The organism is Candidatus Omnitrophota bacterium, from assembly GCA_030688425.1.
Lineage (GTDB): Bacteria > Omnitrophota > Gorgyraeia > Zapsychrales > JANLHA01 > JAUYIB01.
Genome location: JAUYIB010000018.1, coordinates 233,006 through 256,670 on the forward strand (window position 1 = coordinate 233,006; position 23,665 = coordinate 256,670).

The following is a 23,665-nucleotide window of genomic DNA, read 5'->3' on the forward strand; positions in this document are numbered from 1 at the left end:
TTGCCATCGTTTATTTTTTGTACAGGGGGGAAGGCTCCTTGAGACATTGGGCCCCTATTCGGTGATCTTGATCCCCGCGGTGGGGGGCTTGCTGGTCGGCCCTCTGGTGACCCACTTTGCGCCGGAGGCCAAAGGACACGGCGTTCCGGAGGTTTTAAAAGCGATCGCTATTAAAAGAGGGAAGATCCGGCCGGTGGTTGTGATCGTCAAGGCCTTGGCGTCCATCCTGTCCTTGGGGTCAGGGGCTTCGGTCGGCCGGGAAGGCCCCATTGTCCAGGTGGGCGCCGCTATCGGATCAACGGCGGCGCAGGTCCTCGGGTTGAATTTGATGAGGACGAAAAATTTGATTGCCTGCGGGGCCGCCGCCGGGATTGCGGCAGTTTTTAATGCGCCCATTGCGGGCGTGATGTTCGCGTCCGAAGTGATTTTGCGTGATTTCAGCGTCAATAATTTGCGTACGATCGTTGTGGCTGCGGTTTCCGCCAGTATCATCAGCCATTCCTTTCTGGGAGAATTTCCCGCTTTTAGCGTCCCCCCGTACCGGCTTCAAAGCCCCTGGGAAATCATCGTCTATTTGATCCTGGGAGTGTTGTCCGCCTTCGCCGCCGTGGCGTTCATATGGTCATTGCACAAATCGGAGGCGTTCTGGGAACGGGTTAAAAGTCCGGGATGGTGCAAGCCGGCATTGGGCGGGCTACTGGTGGGGTTGATAGGTGTGTATTTCCCCCAGGTTTTCAGTTCCGGGTTTTCGACGATTGAAGACGCCTTGCACGGCAATGTACCGTTGTTCCTTTTATTGATGTTAATTTTTTTGAAGATAGCGGCGACGGCCATTTCCATCGGATCCGGCAGTTCCGGGGGCGTTTTCGCTCCCGCCCTCTTTATTGGAGCCGTTCTGGGGGGATCCGTCGGGAGACTTCTTTCGCACTCGGTGGCCTTCCCGATGGAAAATTCGGGGGCTTATGCCCTTGTCGGGATGGCCTGCGTTTTTGCCGCATGCGCCCATGCCCCTGTCACGGCCATCTTGATCGTGTTCGAAATGACAAGCAATTATCATTTGATCCTCCCGATCATGGCGGCTGTTGTAGTGGCCACGTCCGTCTCCCAGTTCCTGCATCGTGATTCGATTTATACGGTCAAACTCAAACAGCAGGGCATAGATATCGGATTTCTGGAAGAGGCGAGGATATTGGGCGGTTTACAGGTCGGGGATGCGATGGGGCAAGACTTTGAGACAGCCCTCAATACTCTTCCGGCCCAGGAACTGATCGCCAAGTTTTCCAGCCGGACCGGGAAAACCGTCTTTGTCACGGATGCCAAGGGGAACATCACAGGGATGATCGATTATCAGGAAGTGCAGAGATTTTTATTTGAAGATAACATTCAGATGATTTTGGTTGATGACGTGGCGCTCCCTGTCCGCGAGCGGTGTTTCGCGACAGACCCATTAAGCGACGCTGCGTTGCAAATGGCTTCTTCCCATGTTTCCCATCTGCCGGTGATGGATCCCGAGACGCCGACGAAAGTCGTGGGGGTTTTACATTCGGAGGACATCCTGAGAGTTTATTCCAATGAAATCCTTCGCCGCACTGAAATCGAACACAGGGCGGGGCTGGAAGGAACTTTGCCGGAGGATGTCACGACAGTCCCTTTTGTGATTTCGCCCAGTTCGCAATTGGTAAACAAATTGATCCGGGATGTTGATCTTCCCCCGGGGATACGTTTCAATTCCGTCAAGAGAGGGAAAAAATTGCTGATCCCTCATGGGGAGATGCCCCTTTGCGCAAAAGACCGGATCTGGGCGGTTCTTCCCCTTGCGCAGAGGGAGGATTTTCAGCGGTGGCTCAAGCTTCAAGAAAGGCCATCCGTGGAGAAATCCTCCGGGTGATTTGCGGCTGTCAGGTTTATTTTCTAAAAAATGGTTTGGAAAGCGGCTGGAGACGTGATATTTTAAATTCAGGGACAAAGGATTGACCCATGTCTGAATCTCACGACAATCCGGAGATGTTCAAAGACGGCGAACCGTGCCGTCCGAACCGCACGCCTGAAGACATGCTGGGGTTGTTCCCGTCCCAGGGCGCCGGCGAGTACGTGCAGTTTCTCCAGGATGTCCAGGCGTCCCTGTCGTCATTCCTCCCCGCGCAGAAGAATTCTTCCCCGCGATTCAAAAATTTGTAATTTCCCGGGTTTTTCCTTTTATGCCCCCTTCCAGCGAGCAGGTCCGAAAAAGCTTACGCGCGTCGCTTTGGGACGGCGTGTTTACCAGCGGCATGGTGGGCTTCACCCAGGATTACTTTATCCCGTTTTTGCTGCTGCTGGGGGCCCCTGCCAAGTATGTCGCTCTCTTGAGCTCTCTCCCGAATTTTGTCGCGGCCCTGGTCCAGCTTAAAAGTCCCGACATCACCGAGCATTGCGGTTCCCGCAAGAAAATCATCAACCTGTTCGTTTTTTTGCAGGCCGCTGTCCTGTTGCCGATGGCGTTTACGGCTTTCTGCGGCGGGACTCACCCGATGGCCTTCATCCTGATGGTCACGGTCTTCACAGCCGCCGGCGCGTTTGCCACGCCGGCCTGGGGCAGCCTGATGTCGGACCTGGTCCCGGAGAAAAAACGGGGGGAATATTTCGGCTGGAGGAACAAGATCCTGGGGTTTGTGGTGGTGGGGATGAGTTTTACCGCCGGAGCCGTCCTTCACGAAATCGACAAGATCAATATTTTCTACGGTTTTGCCGCGATTTACGCGTGCGCCAGCCTGTTCCGGTTTGTCTCGTGGTATTTCCTGACGCGGATGTACGAGCCGCCCCAGCAGCACCGCAAGGAGCATTATTTCAATATCGTCATGTTCCTGGCCAGGATCCGGGAAAGCAATTTCGCGAAGTTCGTGCTGTTTGTGGCCATGCTCAATTTCTCGGTGAATCTCGCGTCCCCGTTTTTCCCGGTTCTGATGCTGCGAGAACTCCATTTCAATTATCTGCTGTTCTCGGTGGTGACCGTTTCCGCCACGCTGACCATCTATCTCCTGATGGGGCGGTGGGGGCGCCTCGCCGACCAGGTCGGCAACCTCAAGGTCCTCCGGTTCACGGCGCCCATCATCGCGATGATCCCGTTCTGGTGGATCATTAACCGGCATCCGGCTTTTTTGATCGTGGCCCAGATCGTTTCCGGCTTTGCCTGGGCCGGATTCAACCTCTGCGCGTCAAACTTCATCTATGACGCGGTCACGCCTGAGAAGAGGACTCGCTGCATCGCTTATTTTAACGTGCTCAACGGGCTGGCGCTTTGCGCCGGGGCTTTGCTGGGAGGTTTTCTGCTGGACCGGCTGCCGCCTTTGATGGGTTATAAAATTCTGGCGTTGTTCGCCGTCTCCGGCTGCCTGCGCATGGCCGTCGCCCTTTTGATGCCGCCTTTGATCAAGGAAGTCCGGACCGTTCAGAAAATCTCCAGCGAACGGCTGTTCTTCAGCATGATCGGCATGCGGCCGCTTTTGGGCATTGAGCGAAAGACGATCCAGTACGAGGGATAGCCGCGGCCCCCGCGGCTGTCAAGCCTTCTTCTTGAGATACAGGCGGGTCAATTCTTCCGTGAGGTATTTGAACGCGGAATCCACGTCGTCAAAGACGCGGAACAAATCCAGGTCTTCTTTACTGATCACGCCCCACCTCTGCATGGCCTGGAAGTCCAGGATGTCATTCCAGTAATCTTTCCCGTAGAGAACGATCGGCATGTATTTTTTGGATTTTTTGGTCTGCACGATGGTCAGCAGTTCAAAAAATTCGTCCAGGGTTCCGAACCCGCCTGGAAAAACGATGAGGGCCTTGGCCATATAGAAGAACCAGAATTTGCGGATGAAAAAGTAGTGGAACTCAAAGGAGATGTCCCTGGTCTGGTAAGGGTTGGGGACCTGCTCGAAGGGGAGGCTGATGTTGAGCCCGATCGTCGGACCGCCGGCCTGGTGGGCGCCCCGGTTGGCGGCCTCCATGATGCCCGGTCCGCCGCCGGAGCAGACGATGAAGCGGTAGCAGGGGTCGGCCAGATCGTTGGACCACCGCGTGATCTTCTCCGCAAGTTTCACAGCGTCATCATAATAGCGTGACAGCTTGACCGCGCTTTTAGCGTCTTCCACCTGCTGTTTGATCTCGGCAGAGGGGTTCCGGCGTTCCGCGGCCAGGGCTTCGACCTGTTTCAGTTTTTGCTGGGCGATCTCCTTCGGAAGGGTCCGGGCCGAGCCGAACATGACGACCGTGTCCCTGATCTTGTGCTGCCGGAACCTGGCCTCGGGCTCGATCATTTCGCACAGGACCCGGATCAGCCGGGCCTGAGCGCTTTTTAGGAAGTTGACGTTTTCATAGGATTTCTGGAATTTGGAAGGGGAAGGACTGCCGGTTTTGGGCGTGGTCATGGGGTCTCCTGGTTGAGCTTCAAAAAAATTATATCAGAGCCGCGGAGGTTTGCCACGAATTTCCTGACCTTCGTGATAGGATATCCTGGCAGATCTTCGCCGCTGCCAGGAAAGTGCTTGTCGCGGGCGGGGCTTCAGTATAAAATAACTCTCATTGTGAGATCGTGAGCGTTCATTTTTGCGGAGACAAACAATCCATGAAAATTTTGAAGATGATCGGCGTGATGGCCGTTGTTTTGGTCTTGATCCTCTGTCTCGGGGCCGTGGCCTTCATCAAGACGCTGAATGTCAATAAATACAAACCGCAGATCGTTTCCGCCCTGTCCGGCGCGCTGGGCCGGGACGTGGATTTCCGCAACGCTGGTCTGGAGATCTCCTGGCGGGGCGGGGTCCGGCTCCGGATCCAGGACCTGGCGATCCGAGAGGAAGCAGGTGTCGCCGAGGGGGATTTCCTCCGCGTCAAAGAGATCTTTTTGAGCCTGGACGTTGCCGCGTATCTTCTGCAAAAAGAGATCAAGGCGCAGGACATTGATATCCAGGGCTTCCAGCTGATCCTCGCCCGCCGTCCTAACGGGATGTTGAACGTTCAGACCATCGGCCAGAAGCCGGGCGCGCCTTCTCCGGCATCTGCCGTTTCCCCGGCCGGAAGCCCTCCGGCGGCTGCGCCCTCAAAATCCGCGGAAATCCCTGCGATCCACGTCCATAAGATCGGGCTTGAGGGCGGGACCATCGTCCTGATGGACCAAACCTCCGACCCGGCGCTGACCGTTGAGGTTTCCCGGATCGACCTGACGATCCGTGAATTTTCCACCGACAAGCCGTTTGACGTGTCCTTCCAGGCTGCGGTCTGGAGCGAACTGCCGAATATTTCGGTCAACGGCACGCTGGCTTTGGACCTCGCCCGGCAAAGGGTGGAAGCGCCGTCGTTGAAATTGTCCTTAAACTTTTCCTCGATGAATGTGGAGAAGATCAACAGCGCCTTAAAATTTTTTAAAGGGGCGCCGCTGGCGGAAACTCTGGGCGGGGTGCTGGAGGTGGAGCTGAAGAATGTCGCGGCCGGGACCGGAGGGATTGAAAAAATGTTCGGCGACATCCTTCTCAAACAGGGCCAGGCCAGGATCAAAGATCCTGTTTCGGGGCTGGCCCTGGATGTCCCCGACATCAATCTCTCGATCATGAATTTTTCTTTGGCGGAACCGTTCCGGTTTGTATTAAAAATGGCCTGCCTGTCCAGCCAATCCAATGTCACCTGGGAAGGCAAGGCCATGGTGGACCTTGAATCCGGGAAAGCGGACATCAAGGACGCGACGTTGACCACAGACCTGTCGTCCATTTCTTTGGAAAAATTGCGGGCTTCCTCGCCCGCGCTGAAAGATATGAAACTTCCGGACATTCTGCAGGGCAAGGCGGTCGTTACCCTGCATGAGGCCGGGGTCGGCGCCCAAGGGCTGGAATCCTTGAACCTGGACGCCGCCCTCACGGAAGGACGGGTGGTCATTAAAGACGCGTCTCCGGGGGTCACATTGGATGTTTCCCTTTTAGATGCGAGCGTGAAGCATTTGACCCTTGAGAATAAGCCGTTCGCGTTCAAAGTGTCCTCGGCCGTTTGGGGAAAACTGCCCAGCGTCACCGCCGACGGATATTTGCGGCTGGACACGGCGGCTCAAAAAGTTTTGCTGGAGGACTCGAAGGTCAACGTGGACCTGTCCCAAATTTCCATGGACCAGGTGAAATCTTCGGTCGCGGCCCTGAAAGACGTCCCTTTGCCGGAAAACCTCCGGGGGCAGCTCCGCTTGAGCATCAAAAATCTGGCCGCGGGGCCGCAAGGGATCGGGGAGGTATTGGCCAGCGGGGAACTTTTCAGCGGGTCTGTGAAGTTGCCCCAGCTCGCCGTGCCGGTTGAGAACATCAAAGCGAAATTCAATGCCGCGGACAACGATTTGACCATCGATGACATGTCGGCCGCCATCGGGAAAAAGGGGACCGTCACGGCCAAGGCCACGGTCAAGGATTTCCTGGGTGCGCAGAATTTTCATCTGGAGGCCCAGGCCAAGGCGGTCCGGATCGAGGAGGTCATGGACCAGTCCAAGCAGCCGGTCAAGGCCGAGGGCGCGGTGTTTGCCACTGTCAAGGCCGACGGTTCAAATTTGAGTTCCCCGGACATGCTCAAGGCCGTCACGGCCGAGGCCCAGGCCGAGGTGAGGGGCGGCCGGCTGAAGGATCTGAATGTGCTCAAGGCCGTGCTGGATGCCGCCGGGGTGGTGCCGGGCATGTCCGAAAAACTGGAGGCGTCCCTGCCCGAAGAATATAAGGCCAAATTGCAGAACAAGGACACGGAGATCTCCCGGGCGCAGTTGTCGGCGACGATGAAGGACGGCCAGGTCTCGATCGCTCCTCTGGATGCCGAGGCCGACGGATTTTTGTTCAAGGGGCAGGGCACGGCGGACGTCGCGCAATCCTACGCGATCGACGGTTCGGTCCTGGTGGCCAATGATTTATCGATGGCCATGGCGGGCGTTGTCCCGGAGCTTCAATATTTCTACAATGACCGGCAGGAAATTGCGTTTCTCCTGAAATTCTGGGGCCAGGGGCCGCAGTTCAAGTTTTCCGTGGACATCAAGGCGGTCACCAAGAACGCGATCATGAACAAGGGGAAAGAAGAATTCCGGAAAGTTTTGGACAAAGTGCTGGGGACGGAAGAGGAGAACCCCCAAACGGCCCCGGAGGGGGGGCAGCCCCGGCAGCCGGCAAACACGGAAAAACGCCCTGAAGAGCAGATCCTTGAGGGGATATTGGATTCCATTTTCAAGTAGAAGGAGTTCGGCATGAACGTCGCGGTCATCGGCGCGTCGGACAAAACCGACCGATATTCGTACAAGGCCGTCAAGCTTGCGCAGGAGAAGGGGCACCGGGTCTATCCGGTTCACCAGAGGATCAAGCAGATCGAGGGTTTGTCCGTGTATCTTTCCATCCGCGATATTGTGGACCCGATTGACACGGTGTCGCTCTATGTCGCGGCCGACATATCGACGAAAATCGGCGAGGACATCCTGGCTAAAAAACCGCGCCGGATCATTTTTAACCCGGGCGCGGAAAATGCCGAGCTCGAGGCCAGGGCCCGCGGTCAGGGCATCCTGACGCTCAATGCCTGCACCCTGGTGATGTTGAATACAGGACAATTCTGAGCCGCCTGCCTTTGTTTTTGTCAGGGGAAGGCGGCGAAGCCCCGGCGCCTTGATTCACTTCTCCCCAATCGCGCAGCGATTGGGGAGAAGTGAATCAGCCGGGGTTGAGCCGACGAAGCGGTCAAATCAATGATGCGATACTCTTTATTTTTTATTTTATTTCTTTCCCTTTGCGCCCCTTCTCCGGCCGCTGCCGCGGACAACCCGGTCTCTGATCTTTTTCGGAGCAATGTGGATTCGATCGTGCTGGTCGGGTCTGTCCAGAAACGAAAAAAGGACAACCGCTCCGGCAGCGGATTTTTTGTCAGCGAAGACGGGCTGATTTTAACAAACTATCATTTGATCCAGAACGCGCGCAAGATCGCCGTGAAGACCAGCGACGGCCATGTTCACACCAAGGTCGCGGTCGCCCAGGTGGACCCGGAAAGGGACATCGCTCTCCTGAAGATTCCCGGGCGCGGGTTCCCGGCCGTGCAGTTGGGCAATAGCCAGGGACTGGAGATCGGACAGCGGGTGGTGACCATCGGCAATCCCCAGGGGTTGGAGCAGACCGTGGCCGACGGCCTGGTGAGCGCCTGGAGGGACGTGGACGACGAGCTGCGGCTCATCCAGATCAGCGTGCCGCTTTCCGGCGGAAGCAGCGGCGGGCCCTTGTTCGACCTGGAGGGCCGGGCCGTGGGTGTGGCCACGGCGTCGCTGTCCGGCGGGCAGAACCTGAATTTTGCCGTCCCCATCAATTACGCGAAACCGTTGATCCGCCGGGCCCAGTCGGCGGACGATTTTGAGTTTTACGTCGTCCAGCCCAAGGACACGCTGTTCAGCCTGTCCCGCCGTTTCCGGACCACGGTCAACGAGATCATGGCCTTGAACCGCCTGGCGAACGCGCAGATCTATACCGGACAGAAGATCAAAATCCCCCAGGGCGACTGACGCCGCTCTTGCCGTTGTTTTTTTATCCCGCTTTCCTCCCCGATTCCCCTCATCTGAAATCCTGTGTTCTTTTTAAGGAGGGGTACTATGGACACATCCGCACCCGGCACATCCATCCGTCACTGGCCCGAACAGGACCGACCCCGGGAGAAACTTTTCCGCCTGGGAGAACAAAAACTCTCCGATTCCGAACTGCTGGCCATCCTGTTGAATTCCGGCGGGCGGGGGTTCAGCGCGCTGGACCTGTCCCGCCGGGTCCTGGCTCGCTTTAAGTCGTTCCGGAACATGGCCGGCCTGGACGCGGGGGAGTGCCAGGATATCCGCGGCCTGGGGATGACCAAGATCGCGAGGATCCGGGCGGCCATCGAGATCGGCCGCAGGTTCCGCAGTGAGGCGTCCGACGGCCGGCCTCTGAAGATCGGATCGTCCCGGGAAGCGGCCGAGGTCCTCATGCCTCGGATGCGAGACCTGAAAAAGGAGGTCTTCACCGTTATTTTTTTGAACAGCCGGCACCGGGTGATCGAAATGGCCGATGTGGAAGAGGGCACGGTGAACAGCGCCGCGCCGATGGTCCGCGAGATCTTCCAATTGGCGCTCCAGCGGTTCGCCGTGTCCCTCATCTGTGCCCATAACCATCCTTCCGGCGATATCACGCCGAGCGCCCAGGACAGGGAGTTCACGTTAAAGATCCGGGCCGCCGGAGAAGCCCTGGGGGTCAAGGTCCTTGACCACATCATTGTCGGCGACAATGCCTATTACAGTTTTGCGGATGAGGGGGGTGTGTAAAAAGACATTCGGAACAGGACGAAGCGAGGGTTTTGTTTTATACTAATATCAGTGCGTTCAGGCACATCCTATGGCTCGCAAAGGCAAACAAGTCGTCTGGCACAAAAAGAAGGGGAAGATGATCCCGTCTGTCTTTCTCAAACCTCATGGCTCGGCCGCGGCGTCCGCGCCGTCCCCGCCCGCCTCCGCTGGCCAGGCGGACCGCCGCAAGACGTTCGCCGCGAAATTTCTCAAAGAGATCAAGCGTGCCGCGTCCGATCAGACACCCGAGGGGGGAAGCCATGGCTAAGTTCCGTGTTGTGATAGCGGCTGTTTGTTTTTTGATCACGGGTTTCACGACGGATATTCATGCGACGGCCCTTTCCGGCCCGACCTGCCAGGCCCAGGCGGAGATACTGGAGGTCGGCAGCGAAAAAAGAACGGCTACTGGGGCCAACGGAGAAGCGCGGGAGTATGATGTCCCATATGTGAAGATGAGCGTCCTCAAATTGCAGCCGACCTTGCTCAATGGCTATTGCGGCATGTTGCGGCTCGGGCAGGTCGTCAAGACCAATGGCGGAAGTTCTCCGGATTCCTTGAAAGCCGGGCAGATCATCGAGGCCGGTGTGGAAGCCGCGGCCGCCATGGGGCCGGAAGGGGTGATTCCGTTTCTTCAGTGGCAGCCCATCCGTTTCCTGGAATCGCGCGGGGAGGCCCCTTTGCCGCGCCATTTTCATCTCCAGTCCGAAGCTCTGGACGGCGGCGTTGACGCCGGGAACAATCCGTAATTCCTGTTTCCATCAGATCCTTGTCCAACGACGGTCCATTTGAGTGGAAAAACAAAAATACGATACGCTCATCCATCGCCTGCAGGAATTCGCCGAGAAAAATCCCGGGGGATATAAGGTCCGGGTTTTGCTCCTGGGCGTCCTCGGGTATGCCTATCTTCTTTTCATCCTGTTGTTTCTGGCGGCCGCGATCGCGGCGGGGAGCTATTTTCTGTTCCAAAATCGGCATGGCCGCGGCCTCACGTTCCAGCTCCTGATTTTTGTGGGCGGGCTTGCGTTCATTGTCCTGAGGTCCTTGTGGATTCACACGCCGCCGCCCTGGGGATATTACCTGAAACGCGAGGAGGCTCCCCTGCTTTTCGACATGCTGGAGGACATCTGCCGCCGGTTGAAATGCCCCAGGCCCGACGCCGTTGTTCTCGACGGGCAATTCAACGCCAGCATTTACCAGATCCCCCGGCTGGGAATCTTCGGCTGGTATAAAAATACCCTGTGCCTGGGATTGCCGCTGCTTGCGGCCATGTCGCCGGATGAATTCCGCTCGGTGGTCGCCCATGAGTTTGGGCACCTTGCCTCGTCCCACGGGAAGGCGGGAACGTGGATCTACCGGATCCGCGAGTCCTGGATCCGCCTGGTGGAGACCCTCCAGCACCAGGAGCACTTCGGCAGTTTTCTGTTCGCCCCGTTTTTCAACTGGTACCTGCCGTTCTTCAATGCCTATTCGTTTGTCCTGGCCCGCCAGCACGAGTATCAGGCGGATTCCTTTGCCGGGGACATCGCGGGCCGCAATGCCGCGGCCTCAGCCCTGTCCAACCTGGCCGTGCAGGGGGAATACATCGAACGCGTGTTTTGGCCGTCGGTCTACGGCCGCGTCACGCAGTCGGATTCCCCTCCGGACAATGTCTTCTCCGACCTTGACCGGAAGCTGGAGGAAAAGGCCTACCAGGAGAAGGAAAAGATTTATTTGAGGCAGGCCTTCAATCTCCAGACGCACACCTCCGACACCCATCCCAGTTTGCGGGACCGGCTCAAGGCACTGGGATACCAGGTCCTGGACGCCGGATCGCTGTCGGATCTGCGCATCAAGAACGTGCGGGTCTGCGCCGGCGAGGAGATGCTCGGCAAGGAATCCTGGGAGAAGATGATCACGGAATTCGACCGGAAATGGAAAGAGGACATGGCCGCCGACTGGAAGGCCCGGCACGAGTTCGTCCAGACCAAACTCAAGGAGATCGGGGAGCTGGACACGAAAGCCGCGGGCGGGACGCTCCGCCGCCAGGATTTGTGGAAGAGGGCTTTGCTGATCTACGACATTCAGGGCCCCGAACATGCGGCGGCCGCGCTGCGGGACGTTCTCAAAGTTGCGCCCGATCACCGGGAAGCGAATTTCCGGCTGGGCCTTATTTTGTCCGACGCGGACGATCCGGATTGCGTGCCTCTTTTGGAAAAAGCCATGGCTATCAATCCGTTTTATATTTTTACGTGCTGCGGGAACCTGGTATTTTTTCATGAGAGGCGGGGGGAATACGGGAAGGCCAAGGATTATGACCGGAAGATGGACGAGATGGACTCGGCCATCGCCAAGGCGAGTGATGAACGCCGGTATCAGTCCGGCATGACGATCGAGGCGCACGGCCTGTCCGATGAAAAGGTCGCGTATATCCGCGAGCAGCTCGAAGGATTTCAAGATGATATCGACAGGGCGTATCTGGTGAAAAAGAAAGTGAAAGTTTTCCCGGACCAGCCGTTTGTCATTCTGGCGGTGAAAACGTACTCGCCGTGGTTCCGATACCGGCCCGGCGGGTTCCAGGAACAGGTTGCGCAGCGGCTGGCCGATCAAATCGATTTTGACCTGGATCGCGGCATGGCGATCGTGGTGGTGGAAGACGCGAAATGCCTCGGGGCCGCGCGCAAGATCTCCGGGTCGCTTGTTTTCAGGCGCGGGAAACCAGGGAAAGGATGATGCCGGAGATGAAAACGGCGATGGGGGTCTTTCTTTTTGTCCTGGCCGCGGGGGCTGTGTCCCGGGCGGATACGGTCATCCTCACGTCCGGCCGGAGCGTCAATGGCGTGATCCTTGAAAAGACCTCCGATTTTGTGAAGATCGATTATCAGGGCGTTCCGGTCACGTTTTACAGCGATGAAGTGAAGCGCGTCGAGGAGGGAGCCCTGGCCGGAAACGCGGAAACGATTGTGTCCCCCGAGGCGCAGGCACCGCGGCCCTCCTTGGAGGAAACGGCTGTTGTCCGGTTTCCTGAGGGGGGCGTTCCGCCTGACGATTCGTCGCTGGACCGCGTTTATGAAGACAATGTCGATGCCACCGTGCTTGTGAAAGCTGTCCGGGGCAACGGGCAATATGTGGGCAGCGGATTTGTGGCGGCCCCGGGGCGGGTGGTCACCAATTTTCACGTTGTCGCCGGAGCGGAACTCATCAGGGTGGAATTCCGTGACGGCAGAAGTTACGAGGCGCAAGGAGTTGTGAGTTATAACGCGGTCCGGGATTATTGCGTTTTGAAGATTTCATCCTATGATCCTGTCCCTATCGCTATGGGAGATTCTGACCGGCTGACGCCCGGCGAAGAGGTCGTGGTCATCGGCTCGCCCGAAGGTCTCCGTTTTTCGTCCTCGCGGGGGATTTACAGCGGGCTGACGGAATTCTGCCGGCTGAAGCACCTGCAGTTCACCGCGCCGATTTCCGCCGGCAACAGCGGAGGCCCGCTGTTGAACCTGAAAGGGGAGGCCGTCGGCATCGTGACGTTCAAGCGCATCGGGACGTCGGGTTACAATTATGCCATTCCGATCAATGAGGTCAAGGGCTCGATCGAGGGCGAGGTCAAAGTGAGCGTGGACGATTTCCGGCAGACGATCAGCCGCGCGTATGAATTGTTCGGAGAGGCGCAGACGGCCTATTTTGCGGGCGATCTGGATTCCGCCATCACGTCGGCGAAAGAGGCCGTGGCCGCGGACCCGGAATACCTGGAAGCCCTTTATGGATTGGGAGAGCTCTACATCGCCGCCAACCGGACAGAGGAGGCCCTGGAGGTCTGGGCGCGCCTCACGCAGGAAGACCCCAACAACGTCGAAGCCAGGGTCAACCTGGCGGTCAGCCAATTTCAGAAGGGGATGTGGGAGGCGGCGGCGAACGGGTTTGAGGCCGCCCTGGCGCTGGATCCGGGCCGGGTGGAAGCCCTCGACAATCTGGGCGTGGCGTATGCCCGGCTGAAGCGCTATGACAAGGCCGTTGAAACGCACCAGAAAGCGGTGGAGGCCAACCGGGATTATGCCCCGGGACATTATAATCTGGCCACGGCCTACTACAATACCGGGCGGTACGACCTGGCGGTTCAGCATTGCGACCGGGCCGCCCGGCTGGGATATCCGGTCCCCGGGGAATTTTTGGAACTGCTCAAGCCTTATCGATAGACGCCGGTCCCGGGATAGTGCAGATTTGCTTTGAAATCTCCCGCGCGAGCCCTATAATTGAACAGAAAGGGTTTTCGTTTTCACCTCACTTCCTATGCGATTGATTCGATTCCTTGCCCTGTCCGCATTATTCGGACTCTCCGGTTTTATGGTCCAGGCGGAAACCGTCCTCCTGACGGATGAGGCCGAGAACATTTTCAAGGCGCACAAGGCCCATGTCTTTCAGATCCGGGTGATCGACCTGAGTTCAGGGAAAAAGTCCACCACGGGGTCCGGCTTTGTGTTCTCATCCGAAGGGCACGTGGCCACGAATTATCACGTGGTTTCCGACGCCGTGCACAAGCCCGGCCAGTACCGCATCGAATACCTGGATGACGGCGGCCAGTCCGGGCCCCTGGAGCTCCTGGACGTGGACGTGATCCATGACCTAGCGGTCCTGAAAGGCCATTTCCCGCAGGCGACCCATATCGCGCTCGGGGAGTCGTCGTTCTCCAAAGGCGCCAAGATTTTTTCCATGGGAAACCCTTATGATCTCGGCATGACGATCATCGAGGGGACCTACAACGGGCTGATGGAAAAGAGCCTGTACCCCAAGATCCTGTTCTCGGGTTCGCTCAACCCCGGGATGAGCGGAGGTCCCGCCCTGGACCATAGCAGCAAGATCATCGGGATCAATGTCTCCACCGGCGGCAACGCCCTGAGCTTCCTTGTCCCCGTCGAATACCTCAAAAAACTTTACGGCCACGCGAAGTCCCGGCAGGTCCCGCCCTTGTCCAGAAAGAATGTGTACATCGAGGAGCAGCTCCTGGCACACCAGGACGAATACCTGCCCCAACTGCTGGCCGCGCCCTGGAACACGGTGCCGTTCGGCGAGACCGTGGTGCCGGCGGAGATCTCGAATATTTTCAAATGCTGGGGCAAGACCGAGGATGAGGAGCATATGTTGTATACCAAATCTTCGCTGTACTGCGCCATGGACGATTACATCTTTGTCTCCTCGGATTTGTGGTCGGGCCGGGTGCTGTTCGCCCAGCACTGGGTGAAGAGCAAAAAGCTCGATCCGCTCCGGTTTTATAATTTAAATGAGTCGTTTTTTGCTATTGATGATTTCGATAATGCCGCGACCAAGGAAGAGGTCACCAATTTCGCCTGTCACACGGATTTCGTGGACATCGCCGGCAAAAATTGGAAGATCGCTTTTTGCGCCCGGCAGTACAAAAAATATCCGCGCCTGTACGACGTGGGATTGTTCATGGCGTCCCTCGCGGAGGACGACCGGGCCCTTTTGGTGGAACTCAACGCCCTGGGGCTGAGCCGGGAGAAGGCCCTCCAGTTTGTTTCCAAATTCATCGGGGAAGTGAAATGGCAAAAATAGTCGTTGAATTATACGGGCCAGGCCCTGTCCCCCGCGCTTACTGTTTGGTCAACGTCTTTCCGGTGCGCATCGGCCGGGGATACGACAACGATGTCATTCTCTATGACCCTCATGTTTGCGCCCGCCATGTCGTCCTGACGGAGGACGAGGAGGGGTGGCTCCTGGAAGACATCAGCGCCCACAACGGCGTTGAGATCAACGGCGTGAAAAGCGTCTCCAAGAGCGTCCGGATCCGGTCCGGTGACGAGGTTGTGGTCGGCCAGACACGCCTGAGGTTTGTCGCCCCTGACCACCCCGTTTCGTCCGCCCTGCGGCTGGCGACGGCCAGTAAAGCGCTGGAATGGCTGAAACGACCTTGGGCGCTTTTAGCGTTGACGGCGGCCCTGATGGCCATTGAGGCCTTTGACAAATACATCAAGACCTTTGAGGACCAGGATTTCAGCCGGTATTTACTTCGGATTTCGATCCTCCCGGTGCTGGTCGTCGCTTGGGGCAGCGGCTGGGCGTTCGTCGGCCAGCTTCTGCGGCACCGACCGCAATTCCGCGCTCAATACAACCTGACGGCCGTTTTGGTTATCCTCGCCTATCTGGGCACGGCGTTCAGCAACTATCTCGGGTATCTTCTCAGCAGCAACATGGTGGAAAGCGTCACCCGTTCGATTTTGGGCGTGGGGCAGATCGTCCTGCTGCTGTATGGCAACCTGTCGTTCGCGACCCGCCTTTCGTTCAAGAAAAAACTGGTCCCGGCCATCCTGATCGCGGTTGCGGTCCATACCCTGGCTCTTTTTTCCAACCTCAGCCGCCAGGGGGATTTCCGTTCCGCCCCGGATTTTTGCAACTGTCTGAAGCCGACGGTCCTTAACCCCGACGCCCGGACAACCGCCGCCCAGTTCATGAAGAAAAACGAACAGGTCTTTGCCGACCTGGAGGAAGAATTGAAAAAAGCCAAGAAAAAAACGCCCTGACGGCCCTGCCGGAGAACGTTCCTTTTCAGAAAGAGGTGATTCATGCCGCGCGATGAAATGCCGCATAAACCGGAAATCATCAAGGCCAAAATCGAAGCCCTGATGCGCGAGGTCGGTGATAAACGTGATATCACGTACATCCTCTATCGCGAAGACTACATGGATTACCAGATCACGCTGGAAGATAAGTATAGTTGTGAAATCCGTGAAAAATTGGTCGATCTGTATATTAAAGATCTCGACAAGGAAGGCGACGCCCAGCGGGAGATCCGGCGCGTCCTGCAGACCGCGGTGGTCATCGACACCTGGGAGAAAGAGGCGGCCAAGGAGATGGGTGAAAAGATCGACGTGGAAGACAAAGAAAAATACGACTTTTAATGATCCATGCCACAGGCCCGTCCCTTTCATCCGAGATCCCCCGTTCAAGGAGGCCATGATGAAACTGCTCTACACAAAACGTTCGCCGTACGCGCGCAAGGTGCGTGTTTTGGCTTTGGAAAAAGACATCAAGCTGGATCTGGTGGAGGAGGACCTCGCCCAGAAATCCGAACGGCTCATCAAAGCCAACCCTTTAGGAAAGATCCCGGCGCTGCTTCTGGATTCCGGTGAGACGATCTGCGACAGCCCGGTGATTTGCGAATACCTCGATGCCCTGAAAGGGCCGGCCTTGATCCCGCCCGAGGGGCCAGACCGTTTCAAGGTCCTGACGCTGGCCTCCATAGCCGACGGGCTGATGGATATCGCGGTCGCCGCTTACCTGGAAAAGGTCCGCCATCCGGACAATTCTAATACCGCCTTCATTAAGAACCAGGAAGACGGCGTCCGCCGGACCCTGGCGCTCCTGGAGACGCGGCTCGGAGAACTGCAGAAGCTTTCCCTGGCTTCGATCGCTGTAGCGTGCGCGGTCGCTTATGTCAACTTCCGTTTGCCCCATGCCGGCCCGGCCCACGGGCATCCGAAGCTGGCGGCTTGGCTCGAAGAGTTCTCCCGGCGTCCCAGTATGCAGCAAACCCAGCCTTCCTAAGCGGTATGACCCGTCCGTTCGACATCCCGGCTTTGCAAGCGCATTACAGCGGATTCTTTATCGACCGCCCGGTCGGGAACAACGCGTTCTCCTTTGAGCAGAGAAAAAACCGGCGGATCTTTGTCGCCCCGCTGATCGAAGGGGGCGAAAAGGATCTCGCGGTCGGGGAGCTTCCCGCTTTCAGCGAGATCCAGGACGGCCGGGAGATGAACAGACCGGGGCTCAAGAATTTTGTGCATCTCTCCCGTCAAAGTCAGGATATTTTCATTTTTGATAACCACAACCACGCCTTTTTCTTTTGGGCCGCGGCGCTCAAGGGTGGTAGAATGGCTGTCGGGTTGCCGCTTGTTCATGTGGACCAGCACCGGGACACGCGGGAGCCGCCGTCCCTGCCGTCCGTTGTGATGGGGAAGGGGATGGACCTGCGGCCGGTCTTTGAATACACGAATTTTGTCCTGAATGTCGGAAATTTTATCAGGCCGGCGCTGTCCCTGGGGATGTTTTCCACTTTGCAGATTGTTGACAGCCGCGCCGCGTTTGCCGAGAAGCCGCCGTTGTCCTATGTCCTGGACCTGGACATGGATATTTTTTCCGACGAAATGAATTACATCCCGGAGGACCTTAAAAGGGAAAAGATCCGGGATCTGATCGCCGGCGCGGCTCTGGTCACTGTCGCGACGAGTCCATATTTCATGGACCAGGCCAGGGCCGTTGAGCTGATCCGGGAGATCCTGTCCTGAAAAGGGGGGCGCATGAACAAGGCGAATTTCCGTATGGCGGTTGTCCTGTCCGGCTGCGGGGTGAAGGACGGCTCTGAGATCCACGAGGCCGTGCTGTCCCTGCTGGCGGTCGTCCGGGCCGGCGGCGCGTATCAGTGCTTCGCCCCCGACATCGTCCAGCCCGGCGTGGTCAATCACCTCTCAGGCGAGGCGATGAAAGAAACCCGCAGGGTGCTGGTGGAGGCGGCCCGCATTGCGCGGGGGAAGATCAAGCCTTTGAGTGAATTCAGGGAGAGCGAGTTTGACGGGCTTCTCCTTCCGGGCGGTTACGGAGCGTCCATGAACCTGTGTTCGTTCGGGACGGACGGCCCCGGTTGTTCGGTCAATCCGGACGTGGAAAAGGCCGTCAAGGCCATGCACCGCGCCGGGAAACCCGTCGGGGCGCTGTGCATCGCCCCCGTGATCCTGGCCAAGGTCCTGAACGGTGTTCAACTGACGGTCGGTCGCGCGCCGGATGTGGACGCCGCGTTGGTCAAGATGGGCGCCGTGCCGAAACCGGCGGATTGTTCCCAAGTGGTCGTGGATGAAAGAAATAAAGTCGTGACCGCGCCTTGTTACATGTTCGACGCCGACATCGGCCAGGTCGCCGACGGCGCCCGGAACGCCGTTGACGCGATGGTCCGGCTGATGAACCCGTGAACCCCAGGTCCAGGATGATGTTTAAAAAATACTTCACGCCCAAGGAAGCCAACCGCCGCCTGCCGCTGGTGCGCAAGATCGTGGCCGAGATCCTGGCCGACGGAAAGGCCTTGCGAAAGCTGTTCGAGGACGATAAGGCCCCTGACCTTTCTTCCCGGTGCCAGGAGATCGAAGACCGGATGGTGTCCCTGATGCGCGAACTGGAGGCCCTGGGCTGTTATTACAAGGACTGGAATTTTGAGATCGGGCTGGTGGATTTTCCCGCGCGGGTTGACGGGGAGGAGGCCCTTCTGTGCTGGCGCAGTGACGAGCCGGAAGTTCTCTGGTACCACGGTCTCGATGACGGCTACGCCGGCCGCAAACCGGTCCCGGAACAATGGCTGTTCGGCGATCAACTCGGAGGAGAAAAGGCATGAGCGAATTCACCCTGGTCATCGGCAATAAAAATTATTCTTCCTGGTCCATGCGGCCCTGGCTGGTGATGAGGCATTTCGGCATCCCTTTCGATGAGATCGTGATCCCGCTGGGCCGGCCGGACAGCAAAACCAGGATCTTGGAGCATTCCCCCTCGGGCAAGGTCCCTGTCTTGAAGCACAAGGGGATCCTCGTGTGGGAATCCGTCGCGATCCTGGAATACCTGGCGGACGTTTTTCCGGACAAGGGATTGTGGCCGCCGGACATCAGGGCCAGGGCCGCGGCGCGGGCCGTCAGCGCCCAGATGCACGCGGGGTTTGTGGACATGCGCAAGAATTTTCCGATGAACGTGCGGGCGCGCAAGCCCGATAAAATCCGGACACCCGAAGCCATGAAGGACGTCGAAGAGGTCATCCGGCTTTGGGAGGACTGCCGCAAGGAGTTCGGCGGGGGAGGGGACTTTTTGTTCGGGGAGTTTTCAATTGCCGACGGGATGTATGCCCCGGTGATCTGGCGGTTCCGCACTTACGGGATCGAGCTCAACGGCGCGGCGAGGAAATATTCTGAGGCCATGCTGGACCTCCCGGCCATGAAAGAGTGGAAAGACCTGGCGGACAAAGAACCGTTCGCCATGTCTTAAACAGGAGCGCACGGACACGCGGACACAAGAGCGCATAAAAGCAGCCATCCTGCGTACGTGCGTTCCTGTGTGCGTGTGTACATTATTTTATGAATACTGCCATCAGGGTCCGGCATGTTTCCAAGTCGTTTGTTTCCCAATCGGCCGGACATAAAACCATAAAAGCTCTGGATGACGTGAGCCTGGACGTGCGTAAGGGCGAGATCCTCGGCGTTCTCGGCCCCAACGGCGCGGGCAAGACCACATTCCTGAACATCCTCTCGACGCTCCTTTTGCCGGACGCCGGCGAGATCGAGATTCTCGGCATCCGTTCGACCCCCCGCAACATCAACCGCCTGCGGCGCCTCCTGAACATGTCCTCGGGTTATCCCAACTATCCGTGGAGCCTCACCGTCGAGGAAAATTTGAAATTTTACGGATGGCTTTACGGCCTGCGCGGCCGCGACCTGGCGAGAAAGATCGGCGCGCTGGCCGAGGTCTTTGAGCTGGGAGATTTTTTAAAGACCCGGTTCGACGAGCTCTCCAGCGGGACCAAGCAGAAACTGTCCCTGGCCAAGGCCTTGATCAACGACCCGAAGATCATTTTTCTTGACGAACCCACCGTCGGCCTGGACCCGGACGTCGCGGTCCGCACGCGCGAGCTGGTTTTGCGGATCATCCGGGAATCGGGCGTGACCGTGATCCTGACGACGCATTACATGCACGAGGCCGAGCAGATGTGCCACAGGATCGCGTTCATCCGCAAAGGCCGTTTGCTCCGGCTGGCGTCCCCGGAAGAACTGAAATCCGCGCACCGCAAGGACGATTTGGAGCAGGTCTTTATCGAACTGGCCCACTCCCCGGCGGAGGCGACGGCCGGCGCGGCCTTGCCCGTCCTTTTGCCGGCGGGGGCCGGCGATGATGGCCCCCGGGACAACGCGTGGGCCTGCGCGTCCGGCTGGGTCCTCCGCTGCCTCGCCTTTGCCTACCGCAATTTTTTGATCGCCATCCGGAACATCTTCGCTTACGTGGAATTGATCTTTTGGCCGGTGGTGAGCCTTGTCTCCATCGGCCTTCTGGGGAATTACCTGGAGCTGGGCGACAAGGCCCTGGCCTTCATCCTGACCGGCGCGATCGCCGGCGGGATTTTGTAGGTCACGCAGCTGGACGTGGCGTATAGCCTTCTCTACGAGATCTGGTCCAAGAGCATGAAGCACACGTTCCTGACCCCGCTTTCGGAGAATGAATTTTTGTTCGGCTCGTGGCTGATCGGGATCGCGCGCGGGCTTGTGATCTTCGGGCTTCTGGGGCTGGCCGCGTTCGCCCTGTTCGGGTTCCGGTTCCCGCCGCTCGGCGTCACGTTGATCTTTCTCTCGGGTCTTTTCGGCAGTTCGTTGCTCTTGGGCATTCTGGTGAGCGTTCTTCTGCTCCTTTTCGGCCAGAAGGCCGACATCACGGCCTGGATGTTCGCGTACCTGTTCATGCTCCTCTGCGGGATCTATTATCCGATCGACACGCTGCCGCCGTTCTTTTTTTATCTGGCCCAGGCGGTGCCGCTCACGTATTTTCTGGAATATTTCCGCCAGGGTTTCGGGTTCGATCCGGTCGTCCCGCATTCGCTGCTCAAGGGCTTCAGCCTGACCGCGCTTTATTTGCTGGCCGGGCTGGGGCTATTGAAATGGTCTTTCCATCAGGCGCGCAAGAAGGGGATCATTGTGCGGCTGTCGGAATGACGGAATCGCGCAAAAAGCAATAGAATCTTTTGTGAATTCGGTTACAATTAATGAGCACGTAGCTTACGGAAGTCCCGCGGAGCGGGACGACGTAAGTCACATGTGCGAACCCATTCGGCTGCGCTCAGGGCCCCGGCTGTCAGCCATGCCCTGCGATGAGGGCTGCCGGGGTCAGGAAGTCAGGAGGCATCCATGAATCGCTTCATTTGCGTCCACGGCCATTTTTATCAGCCCCCGCGCGAAAACCCGTGGATTGAAGAAATAGAGCAGCAGGACTCCGCGCATCCCTACCACGACTGGAACAAGCGTATCCATGCCGAGTGCTACGGCCCTAACGCGTGTTCCCGCATCCTTGACCGCGAACTGAATATCACCAACATCGTCAACAATTACGCCAAGATCAATTTTGATTTCGGCCCCACGCTGTTGTCCTGGATGGAGCGGCATGAGCCGGAGACGTATGAGGCTATCCTGGAAGCCGACCGGGAGAGTTGCAAAAATTTTTCCGGGCACGGCGCCGCGATCGCCCAGTGTTACAACCACATGATCATGCCCCTGGCCAATGCCCGCGACAAGCGCACGCAGGTCGTCTGGGGCATCCGGGATTTTGAATCCCGGTTCGGCCGCAAGCCCGAGGGGATGTGGCTGCCGGAAACGGCGGTCGACCTGGAGACCCTCGAGATCCTGGTGGAGCGCGGGATCCTGTTCACGGTCCTCGCCCCGAACCAGGCCAAGGCCGTACACCGGCTCAAGGACAAGACCTGGAAGGACGTGAGCGGCACGAAGGTGGACCCCAAGCGGCCCTACCTGTGCCATCTGCCGTCGGGAAAGACGATCAGCGTCTTTTTTTATGACGGTAACGTGTCGCATGACGTGGCGTTCGCCGGGCTATTGAAAAACGGCGAAGAGTTCGCCCGCCGGCTGACGTCGTGTTTCGTTGAACGGCGCGAGGCCCAGCTGGTGAACATCGCGACCGACGGCGAGACCTACGGACATCACCACGGGTTCGGCAACATGGCCCTGTCCTACTGCCTTTACCAAATTGAGAAAAATCCGGCGGTCACACTGACGGTTTACGGCGAGTTCCTGGAAAAATTTCCGCCGGTCTATGAAGCGGAGATCCTCGAGCGTTCCGCCTGGAGTTGTAGCCACGGGGTGGACCGCTGGCGCAAGCATTGCGGCTGCCACACCGGCGGCAAGCCGGGATGGAACCAGGAATGGCGATCCCCGCTGCGCGAAGCGCTAGACTGGGTCCGCGACCAGATGGTCCCGGTTTTTGAATCCCAGCTCGCGGCGTATGTGAAGGACCCGTGGCTGGCGAGGGATGATTATATCGAAGTCATCCTGGACCGTTCCCGCGGGAACACGGAGAAGTTCCTGGACCGGCACGCGCGCAAGGAGCTTTTTCCCGGAGATAAGATCCAGGCGCTGAAACTGCTGGAGATGCAGCGCCAGGCCATGCTCATGTATACGTCCTGCGGCTGGTTTTTCGACGAGATTTCGGGCATCGAAACCGTGCAGATCATGCAGTACGCCAAGCGGGCCATGGACCTCTGCCGGGAAGTGGGCGGGCCGGACCTGGAGGGCCAGTTCTTGGAATACCTGCAGAAGGCCGTCAGCAATATCCCCGAATACGGCAACGGCGCCAAGATTTATGAAAAATTCGTCAAGCCCTCGGCCGTAGGCCTTGTCCGCCTGGGCGGGCATTACGCCCTGTCGGCGCTTTTTGAATCTGCAGGGGAGGAGCCCGAGTCCTACAATTTCACCGTGACCCAGCAGATCTGCGAACGCGACCAGCAGGCCGACCGGAAGATGGCCGTTGGACGGCTCAAGGCCGTGTCCGACATCACCTGGGAGGAAAAAGAATTGATGTACGCGGTCTTTCACCTGGGGATCGTTGACATCATCGGCGGAGTGGCGGAATACACGGATGAGAAGCAGTATCTCCTCATGCAGAAAGACCTCCGCGAATTGTTCGCCCGGAGGGATATCGACGGTTTGCGCGGCGCCCTGGGAAACTATTTTGGCCCGGAGATTTCGAGTCTATGGAATCTGTTCAAGGACGAGCAGATGAAGGTCTTGTACCGGGTCCTGGAATCCACCCTGTCCGAGATCGAGAAATCCATGAGGCAGATCACGGAATACCATGAGCCGATCATCCAGGTGATCAAACAGCTCAAGATGCCTCTCCCGAAGATCATCGCCAATACCGTTGTGGCGATGGTGGATAAGGACCTCCTGGAAGTCCTGGGCAATGATCCGGTCGATTTCCGCCGGCTGGAAGAGCTGGTGGCCGAGGTGAAGGAGTGGGGGCTGGGGATCGATCACGTCACTCTGGGGGTCGTGGTCCGGCACCGGGTGAATGCCCTGATGGAATCCTGGCAGGCGTCGCCGGATGAGATCCGGCCGATGGAGACCGTGGAAGCGATCCTGCGTTCCATTAAGCCGTTGTCCTTTGACCTGGACCTGTGGGAGGCCCAGAATATTTATTTTTATGTCGGAAACCGGATCCTGCCCGAATTGCGCGACCGCCGGGACGCCGGTGACGAACAGGCGCGGCAGTCTCTGGACGTGCTGGAGAAGGTCGGCGATTACCTGCATGTCAAAATTCCTTAGAGGGGCCGTTGTT

23 protein-coding genes are annotated in these 23,665 nt (G+C 58.0%); 22 read left to right on the forward strand and 1 reads right to left on the reverse strand.

The window, feature by feature from the left end; genetic code table 11:
• Positions 1 to 61: 61 nt before the first annotated feature.
• From Q8Q08_08060 to Q8Q08_08070, 3 genes are all read left to right on the forward strand, one after another.
• Positions 62 to 1,888 (forward strand): chloride channel protein, encoded by a 1,827-nt coding sequence (locus tag Q8Q08_08060; protein MDP2653969.1) that lies wholly within the window; start codon positions 62 to 64, stop codon positions 1,886 to 1,888.
• Positions 1,889 to 1,977: 89 nt separating this feature from the next.
• Positions 1,978 to 2,178 carry a hypothetical protein gene (locus Q8Q08_08065; protein ID MDP2653970.1) on the forward strand — a complete coding sequence of 67 codons (201 nt, stop codon included), beginning with the start codon at positions 1,978 to 1,980 and terminating at the stop codon, positions 2,176 to 2,178.
• Positions 2,179 to 2,198: 20 nt separating this feature from the next.
• Positions 2,199 to 3,521, forward strand: a complete 1,323-nt coding sequence (locus Q8Q08_08070) for an MFS transporter (GenBank protein ID MDP2653971.1) — start codon at positions 2,199 to 2,201, stop codon at positions 3,519 to 3,521.
• Positions 3,522 to 3,539: 18 nt separating this feature from the next.
• Here Q8Q08_08070 and Q8Q08_08075 read toward each other — a convergent pair whose 3' ends face one another.
• Entirely contained in the window at positions 3,540 to 4,397 is an 858-nt protein-coding gene (locus Q8Q08_08075; GenBank protein MDP2653972.1) for an LOG family protein, read from the reverse strand.
• 197 nt (positions 4,398 to 4,594) lie between these two features.
• Between Q8Q08_08075 and Q8Q08_08080 the strand changes: the two genes are divergently transcribed.
• The 19 genes from Q8Q08_08080 (at position 4,595) to Q8Q08_08170 (ending at position 23,652) form a co-directional block, all read left to right on the forward strand.
• Positions 4,595 to 7,210 (forward strand): AsmA family protein, encoded by a 2,616-nt coding sequence (locus Q8Q08_08080; GenBank protein ID MDP2653973.1) that lies wholly within the window; start codon positions 4,595 to 4,597, stop codon positions 7,208 to 7,210.
• 12 nt (positions 7,211 to 7,222) lie between these two features.
• Positions 7,223 to 7,582: a CoA-binding protein gene (locus Q8Q08_08085; GenBank protein MDP2653974.1), complete on the forward strand. Its 360-nt coding sequence runs from the start codon at positions 7,223 to 7,225 to the stop codon at positions 7,580 to 7,582.
• Positions 7,583 to 7,711: 129 nt separating this feature from the next.
• Positions 7,712 to 8,512 carry a trypsin-like peptidase domain-containing protein gene (locus Q8Q08_08090; GenBank protein ID MDP2653975.1) on the forward strand — a complete coding sequence of 267 codons (801 nt, stop codon included), beginning with the start codon at positions 7,712 to 7,714 and terminating at the stop codon, positions 8,510 to 8,512.
• Between the two features lie 87 nt (positions 8,513 to 8,599).
• The gene (gene radC, locus Q8Q08_08095; protein ID MDP2653976.1) at positions 8,600 to 9,298 is read left to right on the forward strand and encodes a DNA repair protein RadC; all 699 of its coding nucleotides are present in this window, start codon (positions 8,600 to 8,602) and stop codon (positions 9,296 to 9,298) included.
• 70 nt (positions 9,299 to 9,368) lie between these two features.
• Complete coding sequence (locus tag Q8Q08_08100) at positions 9,369 to 9,587, forward strand: hypothetical protein (GenBank protein MDP2653977.1); 219 nt, start codon at positions 9,369 to 9,371, stop codon at positions 9,585 to 9,587.
• On the forward strand, positions 9,580 to 10,065 hold the full coding sequence (locus Q8Q08_08105) for a hypothetical protein (protein MDP2653978.1): 486 nt from the start codon (positions 9,580 to 9,582) through the stop codon (positions 10,063 to 10,065). Before Q8Q08_08100 ends, Q8Q08_08105 begins: the two co-directional genes overlap by 8 nt.
• Positions 10,066 to 10,108: 43 nt before the next feature.
• Positions 10,109 to 12,028: a M48 family metalloprotease gene (locus Q8Q08_08110; protein ID MDP2653979.1), complete on the forward strand. Its 1,920-nt coding sequence runs from the start codon at positions 10,109 to 10,111 to the stop codon at positions 12,026 to 12,028.
• A gap of 8 nt (positions 12,029 to 12,036) precedes the next feature.
• Entirely contained in the window at positions 12,037 to 13,488 is a 1,452-nt protein-coding gene (locus tag Q8Q08_08115; protein ID MDP2653980.1) for a trypsin-like peptidase domain-containing protein, read from the forward strand.
• 94 nt (positions 13,489 to 13,582) lie between these two features.
• Entirely contained in the window at positions 13,583 to 14,863 is a 1,281-nt protein-coding gene (locus Q8Q08_08120; GenBank protein ID MDP2653981.1) for a serine protease, read from the forward strand.
• Complete coding sequence (locus tag Q8Q08_08125) at positions 14,851 to 15,828, forward strand: FHA domain-containing protein (GenBank protein MDP2653982.1); 978 nt, start codon at positions 14,851 to 14,853, stop codon at positions 15,826 to 15,828. Before Q8Q08_08120 ends, Q8Q08_08125 begins: the two co-directional genes overlap by 13 nt.
• A gap of 42 nt (positions 15,829 to 15,870) precedes the next feature.
• Positions 15,871 to 16,206 (forward strand): hypothetical protein, encoded by a 336-nt coding sequence (locus Q8Q08_08130; GenBank protein MDP2653983.1) that lies wholly within the window; start codon positions 15,871 to 15,873, stop codon positions 16,204 to 16,206.
• A 55-nt stretch (positions 16,207 to 16,261) separates the two neighbouring features.
• Complete coding sequence (locus Q8Q08_08135) at positions 16,262 to 16,852, forward strand: glutathione S-transferase N-terminal domain-containing protein (GenBank protein ID MDP2653984.1); 591 nt, start codon at positions 16,262 to 16,264, stop codon at positions 16,850 to 16,852.
• 5 nt (positions 16,853 to 16,857) lie between these two features.
• The gene (locus tag Q8Q08_08140) at positions 16,858 to 17,592 is read left to right on the forward strand and encodes a UPF0489 family protein (protein MDP2653985.1); all 735 of its coding nucleotides are present in this window, start codon (positions 16,858 to 16,860) and stop codon (positions 17,590 to 17,592) included.
• A gap of 12 nt (positions 17,593 to 17,604) precedes the next feature.
• A complete protein-coding gene (gene elbB / locus Q8Q08_08145; GenBank protein MDP2653986.1) occupies positions 17,605 to 18,270 on the forward strand; it encodes an isoprenoid biosynthesis glyoxalase ElbB in 666 nt (221 codons plus the stop codon).
• A 14-nt stretch (positions 18,271 to 18,284) separates the two neighbouring features.
• A complete protein-coding gene (locus Q8Q08_08150) occupies positions 18,285 to 18,686 on the forward strand; it encodes a DUF2203 domain-containing protein (protein MDP2653987.1) in 402 nt (133 codons plus the stop codon).
• Positions 18,683 to 19,324, forward strand: coding sequence for a glutathione S-transferase family protein (locus Q8Q08_08155; protein MDP2653988.1), 642 nt, complete (start codon positions 18,683 to 18,685; stop codon positions 19,322 to 19,324). Before Q8Q08_08150 ends, Q8Q08_08155 begins: the two co-directional genes overlap by 4 nt.
• Before the next feature lie 89 nt (positions 19,325 to 19,413).
• Positions 19,414 to 20,457 (forward strand): ABC transporter ATP-binding protein, encoded by a 1,044-nt coding sequence (locus Q8Q08_08160; GenBank protein ID MDP2653989.1) that lies wholly within the window; start codon positions 19,414 to 19,416, stop codon positions 20,455 to 20,457.
• A 15-nt stretch (positions 20,458 to 20,472) separates the two neighbouring features.
• Positions 20,473 to 21,036, forward strand: a complete 564-nt coding sequence (locus Q8Q08_08165) for an ABC transporter permease (GenBank protein MDP2653990.1) — start codon at positions 20,473 to 20,475, stop codon at positions 21,034 to 21,036.
• Between the two features lie 192 nt (positions 21,037 to 21,228).
• Positions 21,229 to 23,652, forward strand: coding sequence for a DUF3536 domain-containing protein (locus Q8Q08_08170; GenBank protein ID MDP2653991.1), 2,424 nt, complete (start codon positions 21,229 to 21,231; stop codon positions 23,650 to 23,652).
• The last annotated feature ends 13 nt before the right edge of the window (positions 23,653 to 23,665 follow it).

What these genes read in the sequence shown, in the direction of transcription:
- Q8Q08_08065 (MDP2653970.1), top strand. Translation starts at nt 1,978, where the DNA reads ATGTCTGAATCTCACGACAATCCGGAGATGTTCAAAGACGGCGAACCG.
- Q8Q08_08070 (MDP2653971.1), top strand. Translation starts at nt 2,199, where the DNA reads ATGCCCCCTTCCAGCGAGCAGGTCCGAAAAAGCTTACGCGCGTCGCTT.
- Q8Q08_08075 (MDP2653972.1), bottom strand. Translation starts at nt 4,397, where the DNA reads ATGACCACGCCCAAAACCGGCAGTCCTTCCCCTTCCAAATTCCAGAAA.
- Q8Q08_08080 (MDP2653973.1), top strand. Translation starts at nt 4,595, where the DNA reads ATGAAAATTTTGAAGATGATCGGCGTGATGGCCGTTGTTTTGGTCTTG.
- Q8Q08_08085 (MDP2653974.1), top strand. Translation starts at nt 7,223, where the DNA reads ATGAACGTCGCGGTCATCGGCGCGTCGGACAAAACCGACCGATATTCG.
- Q8Q08_08090 (MDP2653975.1), top strand. Translation starts at nt 7,712, where the DNA reads ATGATGCGATACTCTTTATTTTTTATTTTATTTCTTTCCCTTTGCGCC.
- radC (MDP2653976.1), top strand. Translation starts at nt 8,600, where the DNA reads ATGGACACATCCGCACCCGGCACATCCATCCGTCACTGGCCCGAACAG.
- Q8Q08_08100 (MDP2653977.1), top strand. Translation starts at nt 9,369, where the DNA reads ATGGCTCGCAAAGGCAAACAAGTCGTCTGGCACAAAAAGAAGGGGAAG.
- Q8Q08_08105 (MDP2653978.1), top strand. Translation starts at nt 9,580, where the DNA reads ATGGCTAAGTTCCGTGTTGTGATAGCGGCTGTTTGTTTTTTGATCACG.
- Q8Q08_08115 (MDP2653980.1), top strand. Translation starts at nt 12,037, where the DNA reads ATGAAAACGGCGATGGGGGTCTTTCTTTTTGTCCTGGCCGCGGGGGCT.
- Q8Q08_08120 (MDP2653981.1), top strand. Translation starts at nt 13,583, where the DNA reads ATGCGATTGATTCGATTCCTTGCCCTGTCCGCATTATTCGGACTCTCC.
- Q8Q08_08125 (MDP2653982.1), top strand. Translation starts at nt 14,851, where the DNA reads ATGGCAAAAATAGTCGTTGAATTATACGGGCCAGGCCCTGTCCCCCGC.
- Q8Q08_08130 (MDP2653983.1), top strand. Translation starts at nt 15,871, where the DNA reads ATGCCGCGCGATGAAATGCCGCATAAACCGGAAATCATCAAGGCCAAA.
- Q8Q08_08135 (MDP2653984.1), top strand. Translation starts at nt 16,262, where the DNA reads ATGATGAAACTGCTCTACACAAAACGTTCGCCGTACGCGCGCAAGGTG.
- Q8Q08_08140 (MDP2653985.1), top strand. Translation starts at nt 16,858, where the DNA reads ATGACCCGTCCGTTCGACATCCCGGCTTTGCAAGCGCATTACAGCGGA.
- elbB (MDP2653986.1), top strand. Translation starts at nt 17,605, where the DNA reads ATGAACAAGGCGAATTTCCGTATGGCGGTTGTCCTGTCCGGCTGCGGG.
- Q8Q08_08150 (MDP2653987.1), top strand. Translation starts at nt 18,285, where the DNA reads ATGATGTTTAAAAAATACTTCACGCCCAAGGAAGCCAACCGCCGCCTG.
- Q8Q08_08155 (MDP2653988.1), top strand. Translation starts at nt 18,683, where the DNA reads ATGAGCGAATTCACCCTGGTCATCGGCAATAAAAATTATTCTTCCTGG.
- Q8Q08_08160 (MDP2653989.1), top strand. Translation starts at nt 19,414, where the DNA reads ATGAATACTGCCATCAGGGTCCGGCATGTTTCCAAGTCGTTTGTTTCC.
- Q8Q08_08170 (MDP2653991.1), top strand. Translation starts at nt 21,229, where the DNA reads ATGAATCGCTTCATTTGCGTCCACGGCCATTTTTATCAGCCCCCGCGC.